The organism is Reichenbachiella agarivorans, from assembly GCF_025502585.1.
In the GTDB taxonomy this organism is placed as follows: Bacteria; Bacteroidota; Bacteroidia; order Cytophagales; family Cyclobacteriaceae; genus Reichenbachiella; species Reichenbachiella agarivorans.
Genome location: NZ_CP106679.1, coordinates 1,050,699 through 1,070,006 on the forward strand (window position 1 = coordinate 1,050,699; position 19,308 = coordinate 1,070,006).

The 19,308-nt window shown below is 42.2% G+C and carries 15 protein-coding genes and 1 tRNA gene; 7 read left to right on the forward strand and 9 right to left on the reverse strand.

The window, feature by feature from the left end; all coding sequences use genetic code 11:
- Nucleotides 1-87: 87 nt before the first annotated feature.
- Both N6H18_RS04445 and N6H18_RS04450 read right to left on the reverse strand, forming a co-directional pair.
- Entirely contained in the window at nt 88-537 is a 450-nt protein-coding gene (locus tag N6H18_RS04445) for a GreA/GreB family elongation factor (RefSeq protein WP_262310631.1), read from the reverse strand.
- Between the two features lie 7 nt (nt 538-544).
- Complete coding sequence (locus N6H18_RS04450) at nt 545-1,540, reverse strand: WD40/YVTN/BNR-like repeat-containing protein (RefSeq protein ID WP_262310632.1); 996 nt, start codon at nt 1,538-1,540, stop codon at nt 545-547.
- A 45-nt stretch (nt 1,541-1,585) separates the two neighbouring features.
- Between N6H18_RS04450 and N6H18_RS04455 the strand changes: the two genes are divergently transcribed.
- The gene (locus tag N6H18_RS04455) at nt 1,586-1,813 is read left to right on the forward strand and encodes a hypothetical protein (protein WP_262310633.1); all 228 of its coding nucleotides are present in this window, start codon (nt 1,586-1,588) and stop codon (nt 1,811-1,813) included.
- A 128-nt stretch (nt 1,814-1,941) separates the two neighbouring features.
- Here the strand turns inward: N6H18_RS04455 and N6H18_RS04460 are convergent.
- Nucleotides 1,942-2,016 (reverse strand) — tRNA-Val (locus N6H18_RS04460).
- Nucleotides 2,017-2,156: 140 nt separating this feature from the next.
- On the reverse strand, nt 2,157-2,930 hold the full coding sequence (locus N6H18_RS04465; protein ID WP_262310634.1) for a class I SAM-dependent methyltransferase: 774 nt from the start codon (nt 2,928-2,930) through the stop codon (nt 2,157-2,159).
- Nucleotides 2,931-2,996: 66 nt separating this feature from the next.
- Between N6H18_RS04465 and N6H18_RS04470 the strand changes: the two genes are divergently transcribed.
- Together N6H18_RS04470 and rlmB are read left to right on the forward strand one after the other, a co-directional pair.
- Complete coding sequence (locus N6H18_RS04470; protein WP_262310635.1) at nt 2,997-4,178, forward strand: GWxTD domain-containing protein; 1,182 nt, start codon at nt 2,997-2,999, stop codon at nt 4,176-4,178.
- Entirely contained in the window at nt 4,157-4,933 is a 777-nt protein-coding gene (rlmB, locus tag N6H18_RS04475; protein WP_262310636.1) for a 23S rRNA (guanosine(2251)-2'-O)-methyltransferase RlmB, read from the forward strand. Before N6H18_RS04470 ends, rlmB begins: the two co-directional genes overlap by 22 nt.
- On the opposite strand, the gene N6H18_RS04480 is transcribed toward rlmB, so the two are convergent.
- Nucleotides 4,930-6,003 carry a mannose-1-phosphate guanylyltransferase gene (locus N6H18_RS04480; RefSeq protein WP_262310637.1) on the reverse strand — a complete coding sequence of 358 codons (1,074 nt, stop codon included), beginning with the start codon at nt 6,001-6,003 and terminating at the stop codon, nt 4,930-4,932. The two genes, rlmB and N6H18_RS04480, sit on opposite strands and share 4 nt — an antisense overlap.
- A gap of 181 nt (nt 6,004-6,184) precedes the next feature.
- On the opposite strand from N6H18_RS04480, the gene recQ reads away from it, so the two are divergent.
- From recQ to N6H18_RS04500, 4 genes are all read left to right on the forward strand, one after another.
- Nucleotides 6,185-8,368, forward strand: a complete 2,184-nt coding sequence (gene recQ, locus N6H18_RS04485) for a DNA helicase RecQ (protein ID WP_262310638.1) — start codon at nt 6,185-6,187, stop codon at nt 8,366-8,368.
- Nucleotides 8,369-8,600: 232 nt separating this feature from the next.
- Nucleotides 8,601-9,884, forward strand: coding sequence for a phosphoribosylamine--glycine ligase (purD, locus tag N6H18_RS04490; protein ID WP_262310639.1), 1,284 nt, complete (start codon nt 8,601-8,603; stop codon nt 9,882-9,884).
- An 80-nt stretch (nt 9,885-9,964) separates the two neighbouring features.
- Complete coding sequence (locus N6H18_RS04495) at nt 9,965-11,158, forward strand: PSP1 domain-containing protein (protein ID WP_262310640.1); 1,194 nt, start codon at nt 9,965-9,967, stop codon at nt 11,156-11,158.
- On the forward strand, nt 11,155-11,634 hold the full coding sequence (locus N6H18_RS04500; RefSeq protein ID WP_262310641.1) for a gliding motility lipoprotein GldH: 480 nt from the start codon (nt 11,155-11,157) through the stop codon (nt 11,632-11,634). Before N6H18_RS04495 ends, N6H18_RS04500 begins: the two co-directional genes overlap by 4 nt.
- Before the next feature lie 37 nt (nt 11,635-11,671).
- Here the strand turns inward: N6H18_RS04500 and N6H18_RS04505 are convergent, their stop codons facing one another.
- The 4 genes from N6H18_RS04505 to prfA are packed head-to-tail and all read right to left on the reverse strand — an operon-like array spanning nt 11,672 to nt 19,221.
- Nucleotides 11,672-15,709, reverse strand: a complete 4,038-nt coding sequence (locus N6H18_RS04505) for an AAA domain-containing protein (protein ID WP_262310642.1) — start codon at nt 15,707-15,709, stop codon at nt 11,672-11,674.
- Between the two features lie 58 nt (nt 15,710-15,767).
- On the reverse strand, nt 15,768-16,697 hold the full coding sequence (locus N6H18_RS04510) for a ComEA family DNA-binding protein (RefSeq protein ID WP_262310643.1): 930 nt from the start codon (nt 16,695-16,697) through the stop codon (nt 15,768-15,770).
- Between the two features lie 31 nt (nt 16,698-16,728).
- The gene (locus tag N6H18_RS04515; protein ID WP_262310644.1) at nt 16,729-18,126 is read right to left on the reverse strand and encodes a hypothetical protein; all 1,398 of its coding nucleotides are present in this window, start codon (nt 18,124-18,126) and stop codon (nt 16,729-16,731) included.
- A gap of 24 nt (nt 18,127-18,150) precedes the next feature.
- Nucleotides 18,151-19,221: a peptide chain release factor 1 gene (gene prfA / locus N6H18_RS04520; RefSeq protein ID WP_262310645.1), complete on the reverse strand. Its 1,071-nt coding sequence runs from the start codon at nt 19,219-19,221 to the stop codon at nt 18,151-18,153.
- Between the last annotated feature and the right edge of the window lie 87 nt (nt 19,222-19,308).

Here is a 19,308-nt window from a genome sequence, read left to right on the forward strand (position 1 = left end):
CAACTGACACCTAAACTAAGTTATTACAAGATAATTTTTCTCGAATAAATGCTGCTGACGACACCATGAAGATGGTGTCGTTGTTTTTTATAGCACTTCCAAAATTTGTTCGGATTTCTTCATCCAGTCAAAAGTCTCTCCTTCTCTCTTACCCAACATCTGCTGTGCGATGGGAGAAATAGGTGAGATAGCCATCGCTTGGTTCATTTTGCCACGCACCAATCCAATACTGATTGAGATAAAAAAGAGACCTTTCTCTGTTTTGACCAAAGCACCAGACTCTACGGTTGACATCTTCTTCTTAGGATCTATTGATCCCAAAACCTTCTTTTGATGCAGCAAATCCGTGAATTGCTTGGCATACATATCTCTCTCATTTTGGCTCATGGCACGACCCGTCTCGTACTTGTCTCCAGCAGAGGATTTTGTTTCATTATTTGCCGATTCTTGAGCTGCTTCCATACTTGATTTGGCAATCTCAATTTTATCATCGAGTGTCTTCAGACAAGCATGATAAATGTCTTCTTTTAAAGTCACGTGTGTTTTATAAATCTAGTTTCATCACTCTCCCTTGGCTACCTGCCACCCAGATGGCACCATCTGCGGACACATCCACGGCATGAAACCCTGGATAATTGGTCTTGATCCAAGTATAGCCAGAGTCATTGGAAATGTAAGTACCTCCTGGGCCTGTAGACACCACATGCAGGCAATCCACAAAACGAACGGAGGATTGATAAACGGGAAAATTCTCCGAATGAATCCAAAATTCTCCTCCATCTTCCGTTACCACCACATTTTGATTTCCTTCGTCTTCTTTGGTATAGTCCCCACCTACTGCGACTCCCAACAGGTTGTTGCAAAAATCGATTGAGAAAATTCCTTGGCTACTTTCTCCTTGGATAATAGGCACAGCTTCGGCCTTCCAGCTTTTCAAACCAGCATCCGATATATAGAGTCGTGCTATTGATCCCCCTGTACCATTCACAAATATCTCATCATTCAAATACAGATGGCTACCACTCGCAGCAAATCCACCTGCCTCACCGTCGGCCATCTCGGGGAGCTTTTTTGGATTCACCCTTTTCCAAGTCTTGCCACCATTGGTAGTTCTGAGGACAAACAATTTACCCTCTATCGGATCACCAGTCAATACTCCCTTCAAAGAATCCGAAAAAGAGAATCCGTTAAAAAAGCCTTCTTCAAATGTATTGGCATACACCAAAGACCAAGACTTTCCAGCATTTTCACTTCGATAAATATTAGATTTTGAGCCTTCACCAGCACTCATCACCAAGACAGTTTTCGTATCAAACACCTCTATGTCTCTAAAATCCATCTCCTGAGTGTTGGGGATCACAACTTTCTGCCATGAAGCACCCCCATCATCAGTCTTTGCTATAGTGCCCTTGGTCCCACTTACCCAGACCACTTCCTGATTCAAAACAGAAATACCACGCAAAGAAGCTGTAGAATCTATGACAGTTTGTGCATGCACTTCCCAAGTGATCATTGATATGAAAATGAGTAAATATTTCATGCTTACAAATTAGTAAATTTTCCGCTGAGAATATCAAATGCTTGTTTGGAATCGCAAATCTCACCAAGGTCTGTGGTATTCATCTTTGAAACTGGTCTGTTGGTCTGTGTGCCACAGACCACGGAGAGTAGTAAGCTCTGTCAAGCCAGTGATCTATACAATAACATGAAGAATGAATGGGAAGTAAAGAAAGGAGTGGGACATACTGGATTCGAATCGGGACGCCGAACCGCAGTGACCTCTGCCCTGTCAAGGCAGCACTCTAAACCATGAAATCTGAAAATGAGTGAAAAAAGGAGTGGGACATACTGGATTCGAATCGGGACGCCGAACCGCAGTGACCTCTGCCCTGTCAAGGCAGCACTCTAAAGCATGAAATCTGAAAATGAGTGAAAAAGGAGTGGGACATACTGGATTCGAACCAGTGACCTCTGCCCTGTCAAGGCAGCGCTCTAAACCAGCTGAGCTAATACCCCATTTTTCGGTAACCGAGGCGCAAATATCACCCAAACAATTTGAATAGCAAATATGGAAGCCCCAAAATTATTATTAAAAGAATCACCCCCCCAAAACTTATTGTTTCGTTCGCTTTCGGGTTCTAGTTGATCATAATAACTCACTTAGTCAAGATACAAAACAAATCTAAGTTTTGATCAGACTCCTCTGCCAAAAAATAATCACTGTGATGAATCTCGGCTACCAAACCAGTATCCTGAGTTTGAAGCTTGTTTCTATTCATTCGATTCAAAATCTCGTAAGGAAAACGCAGAATAGGAGCTGGTAATTTGTGTTGCAAATCGAAGATATCGAAGCGCATGATTTTGTTGACCGACTTCCTGTTTTGCTCGTGATAGGTCATCACTTTTTCATTCCCTGCGATTCCTTTCATCTCTACAGACGAAAATATACCCTGTGCTAACTCTTTGAGTTCGGCGCTGGTATATTCTCTGACATGCCATGGGTTGCGAGAAAGCGACATTTTGATGTTAGGCGTGGTAATGATGGCTTTGCCTCCAGGTTTTAATACACGATGTATTTCTTTCAAGAACAAGAGATCATCTTGGATGTGTTCGATCACCTGAAAACTAATGACCGTGTCAAAAGTATTGTCAACCAATCCATCAAAAGGAGGAAAAACAGCTTGTCTAAAATCAACTGAATCATACTTCAATTTGAGCGCATCGATGACGGACTGGATTTTGTCCAATGCCAAATATTGATCTGCCTGAGGTGCTAGCAATTCAATCCCTCGACCTTCCCCACAACCTGGTTCGAGTACTGTACCTGATACCATGGGTTGGGCTACATAGTATGCCTTGAGTAGACGCTGATGAATGGGATTGTCAGAGACAATTTTGTCCGAGGCTATTTCCGTAGTAAATGTAGACATCCAGCAAAACTAAGGCATAAATGATCTCAAAACATGAAAATAATTTATATTTAGAGCATGCCTACTATGAAAATCCCACTTCTCACTATTTGCACCCTTCTTGTCTCATTTCTGAGTCATGCTGTCGATCTATCCAACATCAACTATGCTGACCACTACAAGAACTCCTCTGTCAAAATGAACTATCAGATAGCTCAAGTTGACAGTATTTACACACTGTTGCTATCGTTTGGCTACACAAGAATTTCGGCATCAGATAGCATCACCAGTTTTGAGTTATTGGCTCAGGAAAAATTTACTTCCTCCAGTGACTTCCCTGTAGAATTACTATCCGAAACGACTAGAAAACTAACTCAAGGGGAACAAAAAGAAATAAAACTCAAAGTTGATACGGATCAAAATTATTTGGTTGTAAAACTAGTCTATCATTCTCGAACATACTTTTTTGACATCCCTATCAATCAATCCTTGTCATTTCCTTTAGCTGATTTCATCATTAAACCTGCAGACACGACCAAGATGTTTCATGACCTGACCCTTGGTGATACATTGGTTCTACATCCTATCAGTGGTCAATCAGCTCCCTTTTATTCCTATGAATATCCCAATGCCTTTAAGAACGGGTTACCCCCTATGGCTATGCAACCAGACCCCAATGGCAACCAAGAGTTGGAGATCATCAAATCAAGCCTAATTGGTAATGAGTTTTCAATCCATGCGGAAAATAGTCTGTACTTTATACAAAACGACACGAGTACCAGTCAAGGACAAATTTGCCTTAGCCATACTGCTACTTTCCCAAAAGCAACACAAATTGAAGAACTCATCACTCCTTTAATTTTCATCTCCACCCAAGAAGAATATGAAAAATTGCTCTTGGCAACTGAACCCAGAGAAGCTTTTGAAGACTTTTGGCTAAAAATAATTCCATCCAAAAAAATGGCCGCAAGTACCATCAAAAATTACTACAAGCGAATCAAAGAGGCCAATGAGCTATTTACCAGTTATAAATCAGGATGGAAGACCGACCAAGGGATGATCTACATCATCTATGGTACACCAGACAAAGTAAGCAGAAATGGCAATGAAGAAATTTGGGAGTTTAAAGCCTATGAGGGGGATATTAAGTTTACTTTTGCAAAACAGATCAATCTATTTACGCAGCATCATTACACGCTGGTAAGAGATAGCGTCTATGCAGAGATCTGGTACCGAGAAATAAAAAAATGGAGAAAAGGAATTTCGTAAACCACCACAAACCTAAAGCAATCAAATATGACAACATGGTATTTGGTACCAGAGCAGTCATCGAAACGATCAAGTCAGGAAAAACCATCGACAAAATTTTCGTTCAAAAAGGTGCAGACAATGAACTGATCAAAGAGCTCATGTCAATGCTCAGAGGATCAATGGTCAGTGTATCCAAAGTACCTGTTGAAAAACTCGATAGTTTCACCAAGAAGAATCATCAGGGTGTGGTTGCCTTTGTTTCTCCAATTGATTTCGTAGCACTGCATCAGATTGTAGCCTCAAGCTATGAAAATGGACTAGCTCCTTTGGTCTTGGTACTCGATAGAATCACAGACGTGCGCAACTTTGGTGCTATCTGTCGTAGTGCTGAGTGTGTGGGTGTCAACGGAATCGTAATTCCTAGTCGTGGTGGTGCCATGATCAACAGTGATGCCGTCAAAACCTCGGCAGGCGCACTTAACTACGTATCCATTGCCAAAGAGCACAACCTCAGCGAATCCATCAAATACCTAAAGGATAGCGGCTTCCAAATCATCGCCTGTACAGAAAAGACCGATGAGGTCATCTATGGCGCTGATCTAACCATCCCTACAGCTATCATCTTAGGATCGGAAGAAGATGGAATATCAGAAGAACTCCTCCAAGCAGCAGATCTAAGATTGAAAATCCCCATCATGGGCAATATCCAGTCGCTCAATGTGTCAGTGGCGGCAGGAGTGATCTTGTTTGAGAGCTTACGCCAGAGAAGTTAGAGGTACTTTTCTCCCTTCTCTGCTTTTACTCTGGCTACATACTCTCTAAACTTGGACTCGTTGTTCTTTTTGCAGACAATTAGCACATCATCAAAATCCCCAACCAAGTAGCCATCTAGGTCATCCAGTACGATGAGTCTGTTAGATTCACTCTTTACGATGTTGTTTCTACTATTGAAAATCAGTGATTCTGCATCAATTACATTTTGATCTTCGTCCTTTTCACGTATCTCGTGCAACGAATCCCAAGAGCCCAAATCTGACCAATCAAAGTCCCCTTGAATCACATAGACATTGGGTGACTTCTCCAAAATCCCGTAATCGATGGAGATATTTTGGCAAGCAGGATAGACTCTGTTGATATAGTCCTGCTCCTGACCTGTGTAGTATAGGTTATTTCCTTCTTCGAAGGTGTCCGCTATATCAGGCAAATACTCAGCGAACGCATCGGTAATCGCCTGAGTGGACCAAACGAATATGCCAGCATTCCATACAAAATCACCACTCTCAAGGAATGTTTTCGCTAGTTCCAACTGAGGCTTTTCGGTAAAAGTCTTGACTTTTTTGACATCACCCTCACTTTCCAAGTATTGGATATATCCATAACCCGTCTCGGGTCTAGTTGGTTTGATACCAATGGTGACAATCTTATCAGATCGATCCGCTGCATCAATTGCCACCTGCGTAATCTTGGCGAATTTATCATTTTGAAACACCACATGATCCGCTGGCGTGACGACCATCACTGCATTGGGATTCTTCTGGTGGATTTTATATGCAGCATAAGCAATACAAGGTGCTGTATTTCTTCTACTTGGCTCACACAAAATTTGATTATCACTCATGTCGGGAATTTGCTCTTTTACTAAGTCCGCATATTGGTGATTTGTAACAACTATTATATTATCTTTGTTGGCGACTGACAAAAACCTCTCGTAGGTCATTTGTAATAGGGTTTTGCCGACACCCATGACATCAATAAATTGTTTGGGTCTGGAGTTTCTACTATAAGGCCAAAACCTGCTTCCAACCCCACCTGCCATTATTACAATATGTACGTTTGAGTTCATGTTAGATCATCTATTCTTTCGTGCAAATATATAAGACCAAAGCGCATAGGTTGTCTTTGGTAGAGTTTATTTTGAATAATAAAGTAGTTAAAAAATTAACCCCATTGATACAATATTGGTGTTCATTATTCGATATCCGAATGATTTTCGTTAAATTAAGTATCATATAAATTTGAGAAAAATGGTTGTTATTCAGGAGGAAGAACTTCGTGAGCAACTGAAAAACACTTTTGGTTTCAGTAAGTTCAGAGGAAATCAGGCAGCTATCATCAAGAACATCATGTCAGGCAAAAACACTTTTGTGTTGATGCCAACAGGCGCAGGCAAATCGCTGTGCTATCAGCTACCTGCTGTCATGCAAGAGGGCACGGCCATCGTAATCTCTCCGCTGATTGCGCTGATGAAGAACCAAGTTGATCAGTTGAATGCTTTTGGTGTCAATGCACAATTTTTAAATTCCTCTCTCAACAAGACCGAGATCAAAAGAGTCAAACAGGAAACCTTGGCGGGTCAAGTCAAGTTGCTCTATGTCGCTCCAGAGTCTCTCACCAAGGAGGAAAATGTGGAGTTTCTAAGTGAAGCCAACATCTCTTTTGTAGCCATTGATGAGGCGCATTGTATCTCCGAATGGGGGCATGACTTTCGTCCAGAATACCGCAGAATCAAATCTATTGTAGAGCAGCTCGGTTCTATTCCCATCATAGCACTGACTGCTACTGCTACGCCTAAAGTCCAACTCGACATCCAGAAAAATCTCCAAATGGAAGATGCGGATGTATTCAAATCTTCTTTCAACCGAAAAAATCTCTACTACGAGATCAGACCAAAAGTTGATGTAAAAAAACAACTTATTCGATTCGTCAAAGAACACAAAGGCAAGTCTGGTGTCATCTACTGTCTCAGCAGAAAAAAGGTAGAAGAAATAGCCGAATTGCTCAAAGTCAATGATATCAATGCCGCCCCCTATCATGCAGGACTAGACTCGTCTGTAAGAATGAAAAACCAAGACAGCTTCCTCAACGAAGACGTCGATGTGATTGTAGCCACCATTGCCTTTGGAATGGGGATTGACAAGCCTGATGTGCGATTTGTCATCCACTATGACACACCAAAATCTCTCGAAGGATACTACCAAGAAACTGGCAGAGCGGGCAGAGATGGATTGGAAGGGAAATGTGTAATGTTCTATAGTTTGGACGACATTATCAAACTTGAGAAATTCAACAAAGACAAACCAGTCACAGAAAGAGAGAACTCCAAGCTCCTCTTGGAAGAAATGTCGTCCTACGCTGAATCTTCGGTATGTAGAAGACGCCAATTGTTGCATTACTTCGGCGAAGAATACACAGATACAGACTGCTCAACCGACGGCATGTGTGACAACTGCGCTCATCCCAAAGAAATATTCCAAGGACAAGAATTCATTCAAAAGGCCATCAATATAGCAATCAAAACAGAACAAAGATTTGGCATCAAACATCTCGTAGATGTAGCACGTGGGATCGAAAACCAATATGTCAAAAGCTATGATCACAACAAGTTAGATGTATTTGGAATTGGTAGTAGCGACACAGAGGTATTTTGGAGATCTATCGTACGACAGACTCTACTCAATGAATTTTTGGAAAAGGACATAGAGAATATCGGTGTGTTGAAAGTGACCCAAAAAGGTCATGATTACCTCCAATCACCCTATCCAATCGAACTCTCCAAAGACCATGACTATATGGTGGAAGAACTCGACAAGAATGAAACCAATAATATCAAAGCCCATGACGAGGAACTCTTCGAACTACTCAAGAATCTAAGAAAGAAGGTTGCCAAAGAAAAGAATTTACCTCCCTACGTCATATTTCAAGACCCCTCGTTGGAAGAGATGGCCACTACCTACCCTACCAATAATGAGGATCTTGCTCAGATCAACGGCGTAGGAGTAGGCAAAGTAGCCAAATTTGGAAAACCATTCGTGGACCTGATCAGCAAGTACGTGAAGGAAAACGACTTGACCACTGCCTCAGATGTAGTCATCAAGTCCGCTATCAACAAGTCAAAGATTAAAATATTCTTGATCCAGCAGATTGACCGCAAGGTAGACCTAGAGGAAATTGCTGAAATTAAAAACATGACCTTTGATGCCGTAATAGCCGAAATAGAAAACATTTGCTATTCAGGGACAAAACTAAACTTAGATTATTACATCGATTCTTTCATTGACGAAGACAGGCAAGATGACCTTCTGGACTACTTCCTCACAGCCGAAACGGATGATATAGAAGTCGCCATGGAAGAACTAGAATACGATGGATATTCTGAAGAAGAAGTACGATTGATGAGAATCAAATTTATGTCTGAGTACGCCAATTAAACTTACCGCTGTTCGCTACGCGCTGATTGCGATACGCTTCAAGTTTTTTATAGGTCATGTTGGCAATGCTATTTATAATATACTGATATTCAGTATATTAACTATTTGATATCCAAGGATTAAGTCCCGAATTGCACCGTAGGGATCTCTTCGGTACATAATTCGGGGTCAATTGGCCACTGATAAGTTATTTCACTTAATTTTGCCTCTTTCAAATCAAAGCAAAAAGAAGATGAATGTACTTGTGATTGGTTCTGGCGGAAGAGAACATACCCTTATTTGGAAGATCAAACAAAGCCCTCTTTGTGATCAAATATACGCTACCCCAGGCAATGCAGGCACTCAGGATTTAGCTATCAATCTTCCTTATGGCGTCAATGATTTTGAGCGTATCGGACAGGCAGTAATTGAGCACAACATCGAACTAGTTGTCGTGGGTCCAGAAGAACCTTTGGTCAAGGGCATTAGAAATTATTTCACTTCTACCCCTGCCTTACAGCACATTTTGCTCGTAGGACCAGATGAAACAGGAGCACGTCTAGAGGGTAGCAAAGATTTTTCCAAAGAATTCATGATCAAGCATGGTGTCCCAACTGCTGGTGCCAAAGCTGTCACAAAAGACAATATCGAAGAAGGCAAAGCATTTCTAAGAACCGTAGAGGCACCTTATGTTTTAAAGGCCGATGGCCTAGCTGCGGGCAAAGGGGTCATCATTACTGAAGACCTGTCTGAAGCTGAAAATACACTGGATGAAATGCTGGCAGGTAAATTTGGTGATGCCAGTTCCAAAGTTTTGATTGAGGAATATTTGCACGGCATAGAGTTGTCCGTATTTGTCCTCACGGATGGTAAAGACTACCTGATCCTTCCTGAAGCCAAGGATTACAAAAGAATAGGTGAAGGTGACACTGGACCAAATACTGGTGGCATGGGCGCCGTCTCACCAGTGCCTTTCGCGGATGCGGCTTTCATGAAAAATGTAGAAGAAAAAGTTATCAAACCTACAGTGCTAGGGTTGCATAAAGACAAAATAGACTATGTGGGCTTTATTTTCATCGGACTGATGAATAAAGACGGAGAGCCCAACGTGATCGAATACAACGTCAGAATGGGTGATCCCGAAACGGAGGCTGTTCTCCCAAGAATCAAATCTGACCTACTACAACACTTGATCGCTGCGGCCAAAAAAGAATTGAAAAACGAGAGAATTGAAATCGGTACTGAAACAGCCACTACTGTGGTAGCAGTATCCGAAGGCTATCCAGATGCCTATCCTAAAGGACTAGAAATCACAGGCCTTGGAGACACCAACGACGGTATCGTCTTTCATGCAGGGACTAAAATGGAGAGTGGAAAAATCCTGACCAATGGAGGACGAGTCATCGCTTCCACAGCCTTAGGCAGTTCTATTCAAGAGGCTTTGGACAAGTCCTACGCCAATCTCGAAAAGATCAATTGGAAGGGCATGAACTACCGAAAAGACATCGGTCAAGACCTACTAACTTACAAATCATGACATCTTGTATGATCAATGATCCAGCTTCTCTCTATCATAGCAATTCTTGATTATATTTAGGGCTATCATAAACAACTAATATGTCAGGATGTAGTTCATGTGGGGTACTTACAGCAGCAGACGGAAACGTAAAGGGCTGTAACAGTAATGGAGGATGTAGCAGCGGTGGTTGCAACAAAATGAACGTATTTGATTGGTTGTCTAACATGGACAATCCAACCAACGATCAATTCGATATTTTAGAAATCAGATTCAAAAACGGTCGCAAGGAGTTTTTTAGAAACACCAATGACCTAGAACTTCATCCTGGTGATCCAGTTGTGGTAGATGTGCCCAATGGTCACCACTTGGGTTATGTATCGCTACAAGGTGAGCTTGTGCGTCTGCAGATGCAAAAGAAAAAAGTCAAGAACGATGATGAAATACGCAGCATCTACCGCATTGCCAACCAGAAAGATCTCGAAAAATTTGATTCCGTTCAAAAACGAGAAAACCCGACCCTATTCCGCACCAGAGAAATCATCAATACGCTGAAACTCAATATGAAGCTCACGGATATTGAATACCAAGCGGACAATTCCAAAGCGACATTTTACTACTCTGCAGAAGAAAGAGTGGATTTTAGAGAACTGATCAAGCAATTGGCGGGAGAGTTCAAAATCCGCGTAGAGATGCGTCAAATCAGTTTGAGGCAAGAAGCCAGCCGACTAGGTGGTATCGGATCGTGCGGCAGAGAACTTTGCTGCTCTACTTGGTTGTCAGAGTTCAAAAGTGTCTCTACATCAGCAGCGAGATATCAAAACTTGTCTCTCAACCCGAGCAAACTATCCGGTCAATGTGGCCGACTCAAGTGCTGTCTCAACTATGAGTTGGAGACCTACATAGAAGCTCTAGAGCATATCCCTCAGGTAGACAAAGGGCTACTCACTGAGCAAGGCGAGGCTAGACTACAAAAAACTGACATCTTCAGAAAAATCATGTGGTTTGGTTACAAAAATGACAGTGCATGGATCGCTCTCTCTGCTGAGAGAGTCATTGAAATCCAAAAACTCAATGCAGCTGGAAAAACACCTCAGTCCTTGATCGAAAACATCAAGGAGCCAGAAATGGAGTTTCAATCACTCAATAGTGATCTGGAGCAGATGGACAAGAAATTCAACAAGAAAGGAAAGTCCTCCTCCAACAAGAAAAGAAGAAATAAGAGCAGAAATAAGTTTAGAAAATCGCCAAACAAAAGCAACCAAAACAATCAGAAAAAACCTAATCAATCATGAAAACACACTTAATTCTTTTGTCTGCGACTATCTTCTCTGCATTTTTTTATTCTTGCTCTAGTGATACACTCATTGACAAAAACCATGATATCACAGAAGGTGTATGGCATGTAGACTCTCTGGCTACTTTTCACTTCGGGGTAGAGGACAGTACACAGGCCTATGATATTTCATACATCATTAGGTATGCCGTGGGGTACCCCTACTACAATCTGTACGTAACCTATTACCTAGAAGACTCGACAGAGCAAATCATTGATTCCAAGCTCCAAGAACTCGTCTTGTTTGACAAAAAAACGGGGACCCCACTGGGCGATGGAGTAGGCGATTTATTTGATCGTGAAGTATTGATTTTTGAAAACTACAAATTCAATACTACTGGAGATCATTCGTTCAAAATCAAGCAATTCATGAGAATGGAAGAACTGCCTGGTATCCTCTCATTTGGATTGAAGGTAGAAAAATCAGAGAAGTAAGAAATACAGATCGTCCTACACGGACACAAATTGAAGTCTAACTTTCTTCTTTCAGATTTCTAAAAATCAAACGATTGAGTCGCTCCTTGACATGCTCTGGGTCTGCCCATAACTGTCGGCTGTAAACTCGTGTGTAAGGCCAGTTCTTTTGTCTCAGGGTAAAATCTCTATAAACATGTGCGTCTTTGACAGAAACTGATTGATGATAGTAATCATCATCTGTCAACACAGCACCAGCATAATCCTTGCCTTCTTTGATGGTCAGATCAATGTTAGGAAAGCTTTCTACTAGCCTGATGTCTTCAAATTTCTCATAACCCAACTTCTCTATTTTTGACTTCAGGTACCAGCCTGACGAATGCCCAAGCTCCTGAGAATCATACTTGATATCCTGACCTTCGGAGATTTTGTGCGCAAACTCTAGGTACTTCTTGAGCAGTTTTGGTCCCTCATTTTTACTATCATCTACCCGCAATTGCTGTGGATGAATACTGGAGATCAAATAGATTTTTTCCCTGGCACGTGTGATGGCTACATTGAGACGGTTTTCTCCACCATCGGCATTCAGACTACCAAAATGCATATTCAACTTTCCACTACTATCAGGCGCATAGACGGTAGAGAAAATAATCACATCCTTTTCGTCCCCTTGGATATTCTCAATGTTTTTGACAATCAAGGTCTCAGGGATCAGGAAATTGTGATCAATCGCATACTGCTCCAGATGCTCTATGATGAACATCTGCTGACGGGAATTGAAAGTCACAATTCCAATCTCTAACTCAGGTCGCTGGTCCAGCAATCGCTTGACCAATCTAGAGACTTCCTGCGCTTCTACCTGATTGTCATTCTTTTCCCAGACACCCTCCACTTTGAGGTACTCGATCGCTGCCTTGTGTTGGTTTACCTCCTCAAAATCAGGCAGCATTTTGAGTCTATTCCCATAAAAGTGCTCATTAGAGAATCGAATAAGGTCGATATTTTTGCTGCGGTAGTGTCCATTGAGTTGCACTTGCATTATGTGCTGATTGGCGAGATTGAGCAAGGAATCAAAATCCAACTCTGGTAGATCATCCTCATTCTCTTCTTCCCATCTGACCTGATACAGATCATTGGGTTTGAGCTGCTTGTCATCTCCAGCGATCACGACCTGCTTGCCTCGGTACATGGCAGGCAATCCCTTCTCGACAAAACACTGTGAAGCCTCGTCAAAAATCACCAAATCAAACATTTTTTCCATTGGGAAAATAGCTGAGACGGACTCTGGAGAGGCCAACCAACAAGGCATCAAATCGAATATCTCTCTTGGGAAATTGCTCATCAATTTTCTCACTGGCCAGATTCTTCTCTTCTTTGTGACCTGATGAAATAAGTCTCTGTAGGTTACCAGATTGTTGAGGCGATTGTATTCTACGCTTTTATAAACACGCTCTCGTGCTTTGATGAGCAATATTTCGTTGCTGATTCTCAGTTTTTCACGCACACATTCCTGTAGCTCAGATTGCAGGTCTTCCAACTTGTTGGAGCTCACTGCTCTCAAAATAGGGTATTTCAATTCCAAGTGGTCAATCCAAGCCAACTTCAATGAATTCATAAAATCCCTTTGCCATACCTCAGCATCTATTTTGGAGGAATGATCTTTGAGTTTCTCGATGATATTTTTCTCTTCATTGTTCAGATTGTCACTGAGCTGGTCAAACTCACAAAGGGAGTCAAAATCCTTTCGCAGCGTAGACAAAAGCACCCCTGTTTCCATCTGTCTAGAAAATATCTCCCGCATCTGAGGAATAGAGAAATAGATCAACCAGTTTTTCAACTTTTCTCCAATTGGCTCTAATGAAGTCACCAGTTTTTTCAGCTTCTCAGTATAGATTTCCTCCGTATGCGTCTCCAGCGAAATATAATCCCTGAGCGGACGTATTTCGTTGAGAATGTCACGTGCCTCGATGCTTTGTTTTTGGAAGAAAAACCAGTTTTGGACATTGATTCGATTATAAATATCAGGGAGACGGTTGAGACCATCGCCATTCTTGAAGCGAGACATGTTGTGTTCCAGATTCAAGCGATTGTCTACCATCGTGACCAGCGTACTGAAATCCTCTTTGTTGTTTCGCAATTGATTGGCAACCAACACTCTGGTGATAAATATTTTGTCTTTGGAAAAAAACTTCCAAGTAAACCAACGAAAGATATTTTCTCTCGCACTGATACCCCGCTCCAAAACCTCTTGGAATCTACCCAATTCCGAACTATGCAAGGAGAGTTCTGGCCCTCGTCCTTTGAAAAACTGCAATACAATTTTTTCTACCTCGACCACTTCCTGTTTGGTCACGGGTCGTATGGATATTTTGTTCAACTTTAGTACACCATTGTACACATCTGGCTCCTGAAGGAGCTCGGATAGGTGTGTGATGTCGTCACGCTTGTCAATGATCTCCACCGCATCTTCAAACTTCAACTTCTTGCCAACTGCCTTTTCCGTCACTGTCTCCAGTACATGGATGTAGTCATACATCTCATCCAGATGTTTCACCATGTTTTGTAGATCCGACATGGTCAACAGGGCAAAGGATTTGCGTTTGTACCAAGTGTAATTCTCGTTGAGGAAGCGAGAAGCATACTGGCTATAGGTTTGAATTTTCTTTAAAAACCCATCTACTTCATCAAAATGAAAACCGCGGTACTCCTGATTGAGTGCAAAAAATGGTTCATGCGGACTGGATGTCAAATACAATTCCTTCACTGAGAGGCCACATTCCGATTCATCAAACAATGCATCTTTGAACTCCTCCAACTCCTCTTCCAACTGATCAATTCGTCGACTGGTCTTGAGAAAATTCCTTTCTATCTGGAGGGCATCCAAGGAATTATTCATCGCCATGTAGTCAGTCAAGCGGTTCACTTGACCTTCGAGTTGCTCATAGATTGGTTTTCTATCGTTTTTGAAGTCATGGAGCAAACCGATGAAATCGTTGAGTTGCTTCTCTTTCAAGCGACCAAACACCACATCCAATGCGGCTCGCTTTTGACTCACGACCAGCACGTTTTTGCCACGGGCAATGTAGTCTGCTACTAGGTTACATATCATCTGTGATTTGCCCGTACCAGGAGGTCCTTGCACCACAGCAGAGTTTCCTTTCTTGATGGCTTTGATGGCATTCTCTTGGTAGGCATCCATCTTGAATGGTGTGAAAGTCTGATCCTCTTTGACCCGCTTCAAGAACCTGTAATAAGATGAAGAATCCTTTTCATTATCATTTTCATCCAAATTTCTCTCCAAGAAAAAGTCCTCCATCGAAGCATACTTGTCCTCCTCGATCAGTGTCATATAATCAGGCACCAAATAGGAGCCCGCCTGTGGGAAAATACCCAACACGGCCTCTGGGAAGAGTTTTAACTCCCCTTCCTTTTCTAATAAATCCAAATCAGGTTTTTTGTAACTCTCAAAACGCTTCAAAACATCTTGAAAATTGTCCTGATTGAAATGCACCTCCATGTTGTGTGCCTTGAGTAGTTCGAAAAGATCCGTTCTAAATCCTGTACTCTCTCTGTCAAAATCATCAAAAACCCGCTCCAACAATCCTTCGTCCAGGGACAGTCCGTTGTAAAAAGCATAAGCCAAAACAAATGACTTGTTGAGCGTAATGTTGACGTCCTTTCGGAAACTTACATACCACTGCTTTTCATCAGATTCGAGGGTCACAGGAAAAAACATCAGCGGACAGCGGACAACCGTCCCGTCATTGAACTTGCCTTTGACGAAAGGCCAGCCGACATAGAGGTCTCTAGCACCCTGCTCCTCAAACACCAAATGATCCACACGTTTCAGCTTCTTCAACCGAGTAGATAGCTTGTTGCTATCCTTGTCTCTGCTGTCTTGTACACTGCATAGGGGTATTTTTGTCTTGCGTGCCATCAACCCCTTCATGATGTCGAAGGACGGTTGATTCAAGGCATAGTCAAACTCATGGATATCTATAAACTGCTCTGAGAGCAGTTTGAGCAAGAGAATTGACCTGTTGCTTCCAGATAGGTTGGTTAATCGGCGAAGGTAGGATTTTAGGATCTCTTGCATAACGACTGTTGAGTTTCTAAAATAATGAAGTGCTACGACTTTATATCCAATTCAGGATTTAATCTGCCACTTTTAAATACGGTCTAATTTTATCAAAGGTAGGCTCATCCAAAATTACGATTTTTTTGAGTGCATCTACAGACTGATAATCCCCGTGTTGTTTGCGGTATTTGATTATGGCATTGGCCAGTTTATAATTGATATACGGATGAGTGGACAACTCCTCTGTAGTCGCTGTATTCATGTTTAATTGTCGGATGTTGGTCACGGTAAATGTCGTGTGTTCCAAAATTATATCCGCGACACTGTCTTTCATGTAATCAATTTCATATACCTGCATACGATCGACGAATCCACCCAATCTCTCACGATGACTCACCACCTTTCTCGCCCAAAAAGAGCCAATGCCTCTGATGGTTTTTAGTTCTGTGGTATCTGCTAAATTCAGGTCATAAATGACCTGCTCCTTCTGCTCTTTTTTGGGTATCACAGGTAGGGACTGTTCGTTTCTCAGAGGTTGATAGGCTTTATTTATTCTCAATTTTTCCTCAGGAAGAAAATACATGTAGTCATAATATGCCTTGACAAGCCGTGTGTTGATCCCATATATTTTGAGCAAATCTTCCTTTCGTTTGAATCGCCCACCTTTGGTTACGTATTTTTCTATCCGCTTTGATACACTCTCCGAAAAACCCATTTCCCTCCATTGCTCGGCATCTATCAGATTGGGATCGAAATGCTTTGCCAAAACACGAAGATCCTCATCTTCAGTCACCTTGATTTGACTCTTCAACTCCTTCATCCAAACGTCCAAAACCTCTTGATCCTTGGCACTAGAGTCGAGTTGATGTCCTGATAGGTATGACTTGTATAGTTGTGGGATAAAAAGGACAAACACCAAAAGTGGTACAAGGACAAAAAGCCCTCGGATCTCTGTACTGGTGAAGCCAAAGTACCGTCTCAGGTAGTTTTTTAGTGGGTTGGACACAAACTAAAATTAAGAAATCCTTGGGGATTTTCTAGGGCAAAGAATCTTTTCTTTCGTACGCGCCCCAGTCTGGCATAGCATCCCTCGGGGTACCCAGTAGGTCAAAGACAATGGCTGATGGTGTACCTCTATCTCTGGCGCTCGCCAATGAGTCCAATTGGTAGTTGTAGAATGCTGGCGCATAAAAACCTGGAAAATTAGACTTTTGACTGATCACATTGCCCAGCTCTTCATAGTCACTGTTGGCAGACCGTATAATGTTGTTGTTAAGTAAGATGGAGACATTGGCTTGTCCAGAAACCGATATTGTCAATTCTTCATCCAATTCACCCCAGATGATAGAGTTGATTAGTTCCACATTTAGCTCCTCTATCAAAGCAGAACCATCACCAAGTAAGAGGTTGTCGGACAAGATCACAGAAGCTTGGTCTCTGGTGTACAGACTCGGTGCATTGGTAAAAGTACAGTGCTCATACTTATAATTGCCTCCAATATAATTGCCTAGCAGTTCAGTTTGGCAATTGTAAATTTCTGTGTTGTAAACATGGATATCTGAGTTGAAAGCCAAAATTCCTGACGAAGACATGTGTGCAATACTCGTGTTGGACACTACCAAATCAAAATCCGCATCGTCATCAGGACTACCGACGCGTAGACCTATTACGCCATTTTTGATGAGGGCATGATCAATGATATTGTCCTTGCTGCCTTCTAGAAACAGTATCGCATTCCATTGGCCAGGTGCTACTTCGTAGTCTGGATCGAGACGTGTGTTTCGGATGATTACTTTGCTATCCGCTGTACCGTTGACCAATAAAGTCCCTGCCACTGCCAAGGCAGAGTTGTTGTCTATGTAAATACGAGTGCCAGGTTCTACTGTCAGTGAACAATCCTTGGCAATCAAGACAGTGTCATACAACACATAGGGTTTGCCTGCTGTCCATACCGCATCGCATTCGATTACTTCACGATCCAAGAAATTGGCATCCTGCCCCCAAGCCACCAGCTTGACATCCTTTTGCTGTTGGTTGTACTCCATGACAACAGAGTCCTTGACCAAATAAGGCAAGGATTCATCCATAGGGTCGATCAAGACATCAACCAACACGAGCAAACTGTCCTTACCAAAAATCACTTCGTTCTTGAAAGACTCTGTGCGAATACCGTTGATGGTCAGGCCATATGGAGAATCACGATTTCCTCCCAAAAACAAACGATCGATCTGAATTGCTTTTTGGTTGGGATTATAAATCCTGAATCTCCTTGTGATGCTACCCACACTACTCAACAACGTGTCGAATTTGACGGTATCTGAAGAAAACAAAAGAGACTCGGAGCTGTCACGAGAAATTTCTTCCTCCACTGGATCACAGGATTGGATCAGCACCCAAATACCTAGGGCAACTAATAAAGGAAGTTTTATTTTCAAATTGTTTGCTTAATGGTAAGACTATTAAGACTCTCCGTCTTTTAATTTATTGGCATTCTCTGCAATTCGTAGTTCTTCTATGAAATTGCCAATCTCGCCATCCATCACGGTGGGTAAGTTGTGCTGAGAATACCCAATGCGGTGGTCTGTCACTCGCCCTTGTGCATAATTGTACGTTCTGATCTTGTCAGCACGGTCACCACTACCGACCATTGACTTGCGCTGCGCACCTACCGCATCATTGTGTTTTTTCAATTCGATATCGTATATCCTACCTCTCAGGACTTTCAATGCCTTCTCCAGGTTTTTAATCTGGCTTTTCTCATCCTGACAAGAAACTACCAATCCTGTAGGAATGTGCGTCAAGCGGATCGCAGAATAAGTGGTGTTCACAGATTGTCCGCCTGGACCGCTGGAGCAGAATGTGTCCTTTCGTACGTCATTCATATCGATCTGTACATCAACCTCTTCCATCTCTGGCAGTACCGCTACGGTAGCTGCCGATGTATGTACTCTCCCCTGAGTCTCGGTCGCTGGCACTCGTTGTACACGGTGCACACCCGACTCGAACTTCAGCTTGCCATAGACATCTTCACCCGTCACCATACTGATGATCTCTTTGTACCCTCCAGAAGTCCCCTCTGTCAAATCCATCACGTTGAGCTTCCATCCCTGCATTTCGGCGTAGCGCTTATACATCCTAAATAAATCTCCCGCAAATATTGCCGCCTCGTCTCCACCGGTTCCAGCTCTGATCTCTAGTATGGAATTTTTGTCATCATTTGGATCTTTGGGGATGAGCATGTCTTTGAGGATTGCTTGCATCTCCTCCTTTTTGGGCTCCAGTTCCTCCAGTTCCATTTTGGCCATTTCTCTGAATTCTGGATCTTTTTCCTTCTCCAAAATCTCTCTCGAACTGGCTATATTGTCCAATATCATGCGATATTCATCGTACTTGATCACAATCTTCTCCAAGTCTTTGTACTCCTTGCTCAACTTTGAATAGTTGCTCATATCGTTCATAGCATCTGGCTGTACGACCAATTGGCCTACTTCTTCGAACCTGTGCTTTATATCTTCTAACTTGTCAATCATGTATTACTATTTTCCACAAAACTAATGAATGGAGTTGGTCTAAAAAATCTAAAATACGTACCTAGTGTCATGTGGAGTCTAATAAGC

Excerpts from the sequence above, each read along its gene's own strand:
- prfA (WP_262310645.1), bottom strand. The coding sequence starts at position 19,221 with ATGATTGACAAGTTAGAAGATATAAAGCACAGGTTCGAAGAAGTAGGC.
- N6H18_RS04505 (WP_262310642.1), bottom strand. The coding sequence starts at position 15,709 with ATGCAAGAGATCCTAAAATCCTACCTTCGCCGATTAACCAACCTATCT.
- recQ (WP_262310638.1), top strand. The coding sequence starts at position 6,185 with ATGGTTGTTATTCAGGAGGAAGAACTTCGTGAGCAACTGAAAAACACT.
- rlmB (WP_262310636.1), top strand. The coding sequence starts at position 4,157 with ATGGAGAAAAGGAATTTCGTAAACCACCACAAACCTAAAGCAATCAAA.
- N6H18_RS04450 (WP_262310632.1), bottom strand. The coding sequence starts at position 1,540 with ATGAAATATTTACTCATTTTCATATCAATGATCACTTGGGAAGTGCAT.
- N6H18_RS04500 (WP_262310641.1), top strand. The coding sequence starts at position 11,155 with ATGAAAACACACTTAATTCTTTTGTCTGCGACTATCTTCTCTGCATTT.
- N6H18_RS04465 (WP_262310634.1), bottom strand. The coding sequence starts at position 2,930 with ATGTCTACATTTACTACGGAAATAGCCTCGGACAAAATTGTCTCTGAC.
- N6H18_RS04495 (WP_262310640.1), top strand. The coding sequence starts at position 9,965 with ATGTCAGGATGTAGTTCATGTGGGGTACTTACAGCAGCAGACGGAAAC.
- purD (WP_262310639.1), top strand. The coding sequence starts at position 8,601 with ATGAATGTACTTGTGATTGGTTCTGGCGGAAGAGAACATACCCTTATT.
- N6H18_RS04470 (WP_262310635.1), top strand. The coding sequence starts at position 2,997 with ATGAAAATCCCACTTCTCACTATTTGCACCCTTCTTGTCTCATTTCTG.
- N6H18_RS04480 (WP_262310637.1), bottom strand. The coding sequence starts at position 6,003 with ATGAACTCAAACGTACATATTGTAATAATGGCAGGTGGGGTTGGAAGC.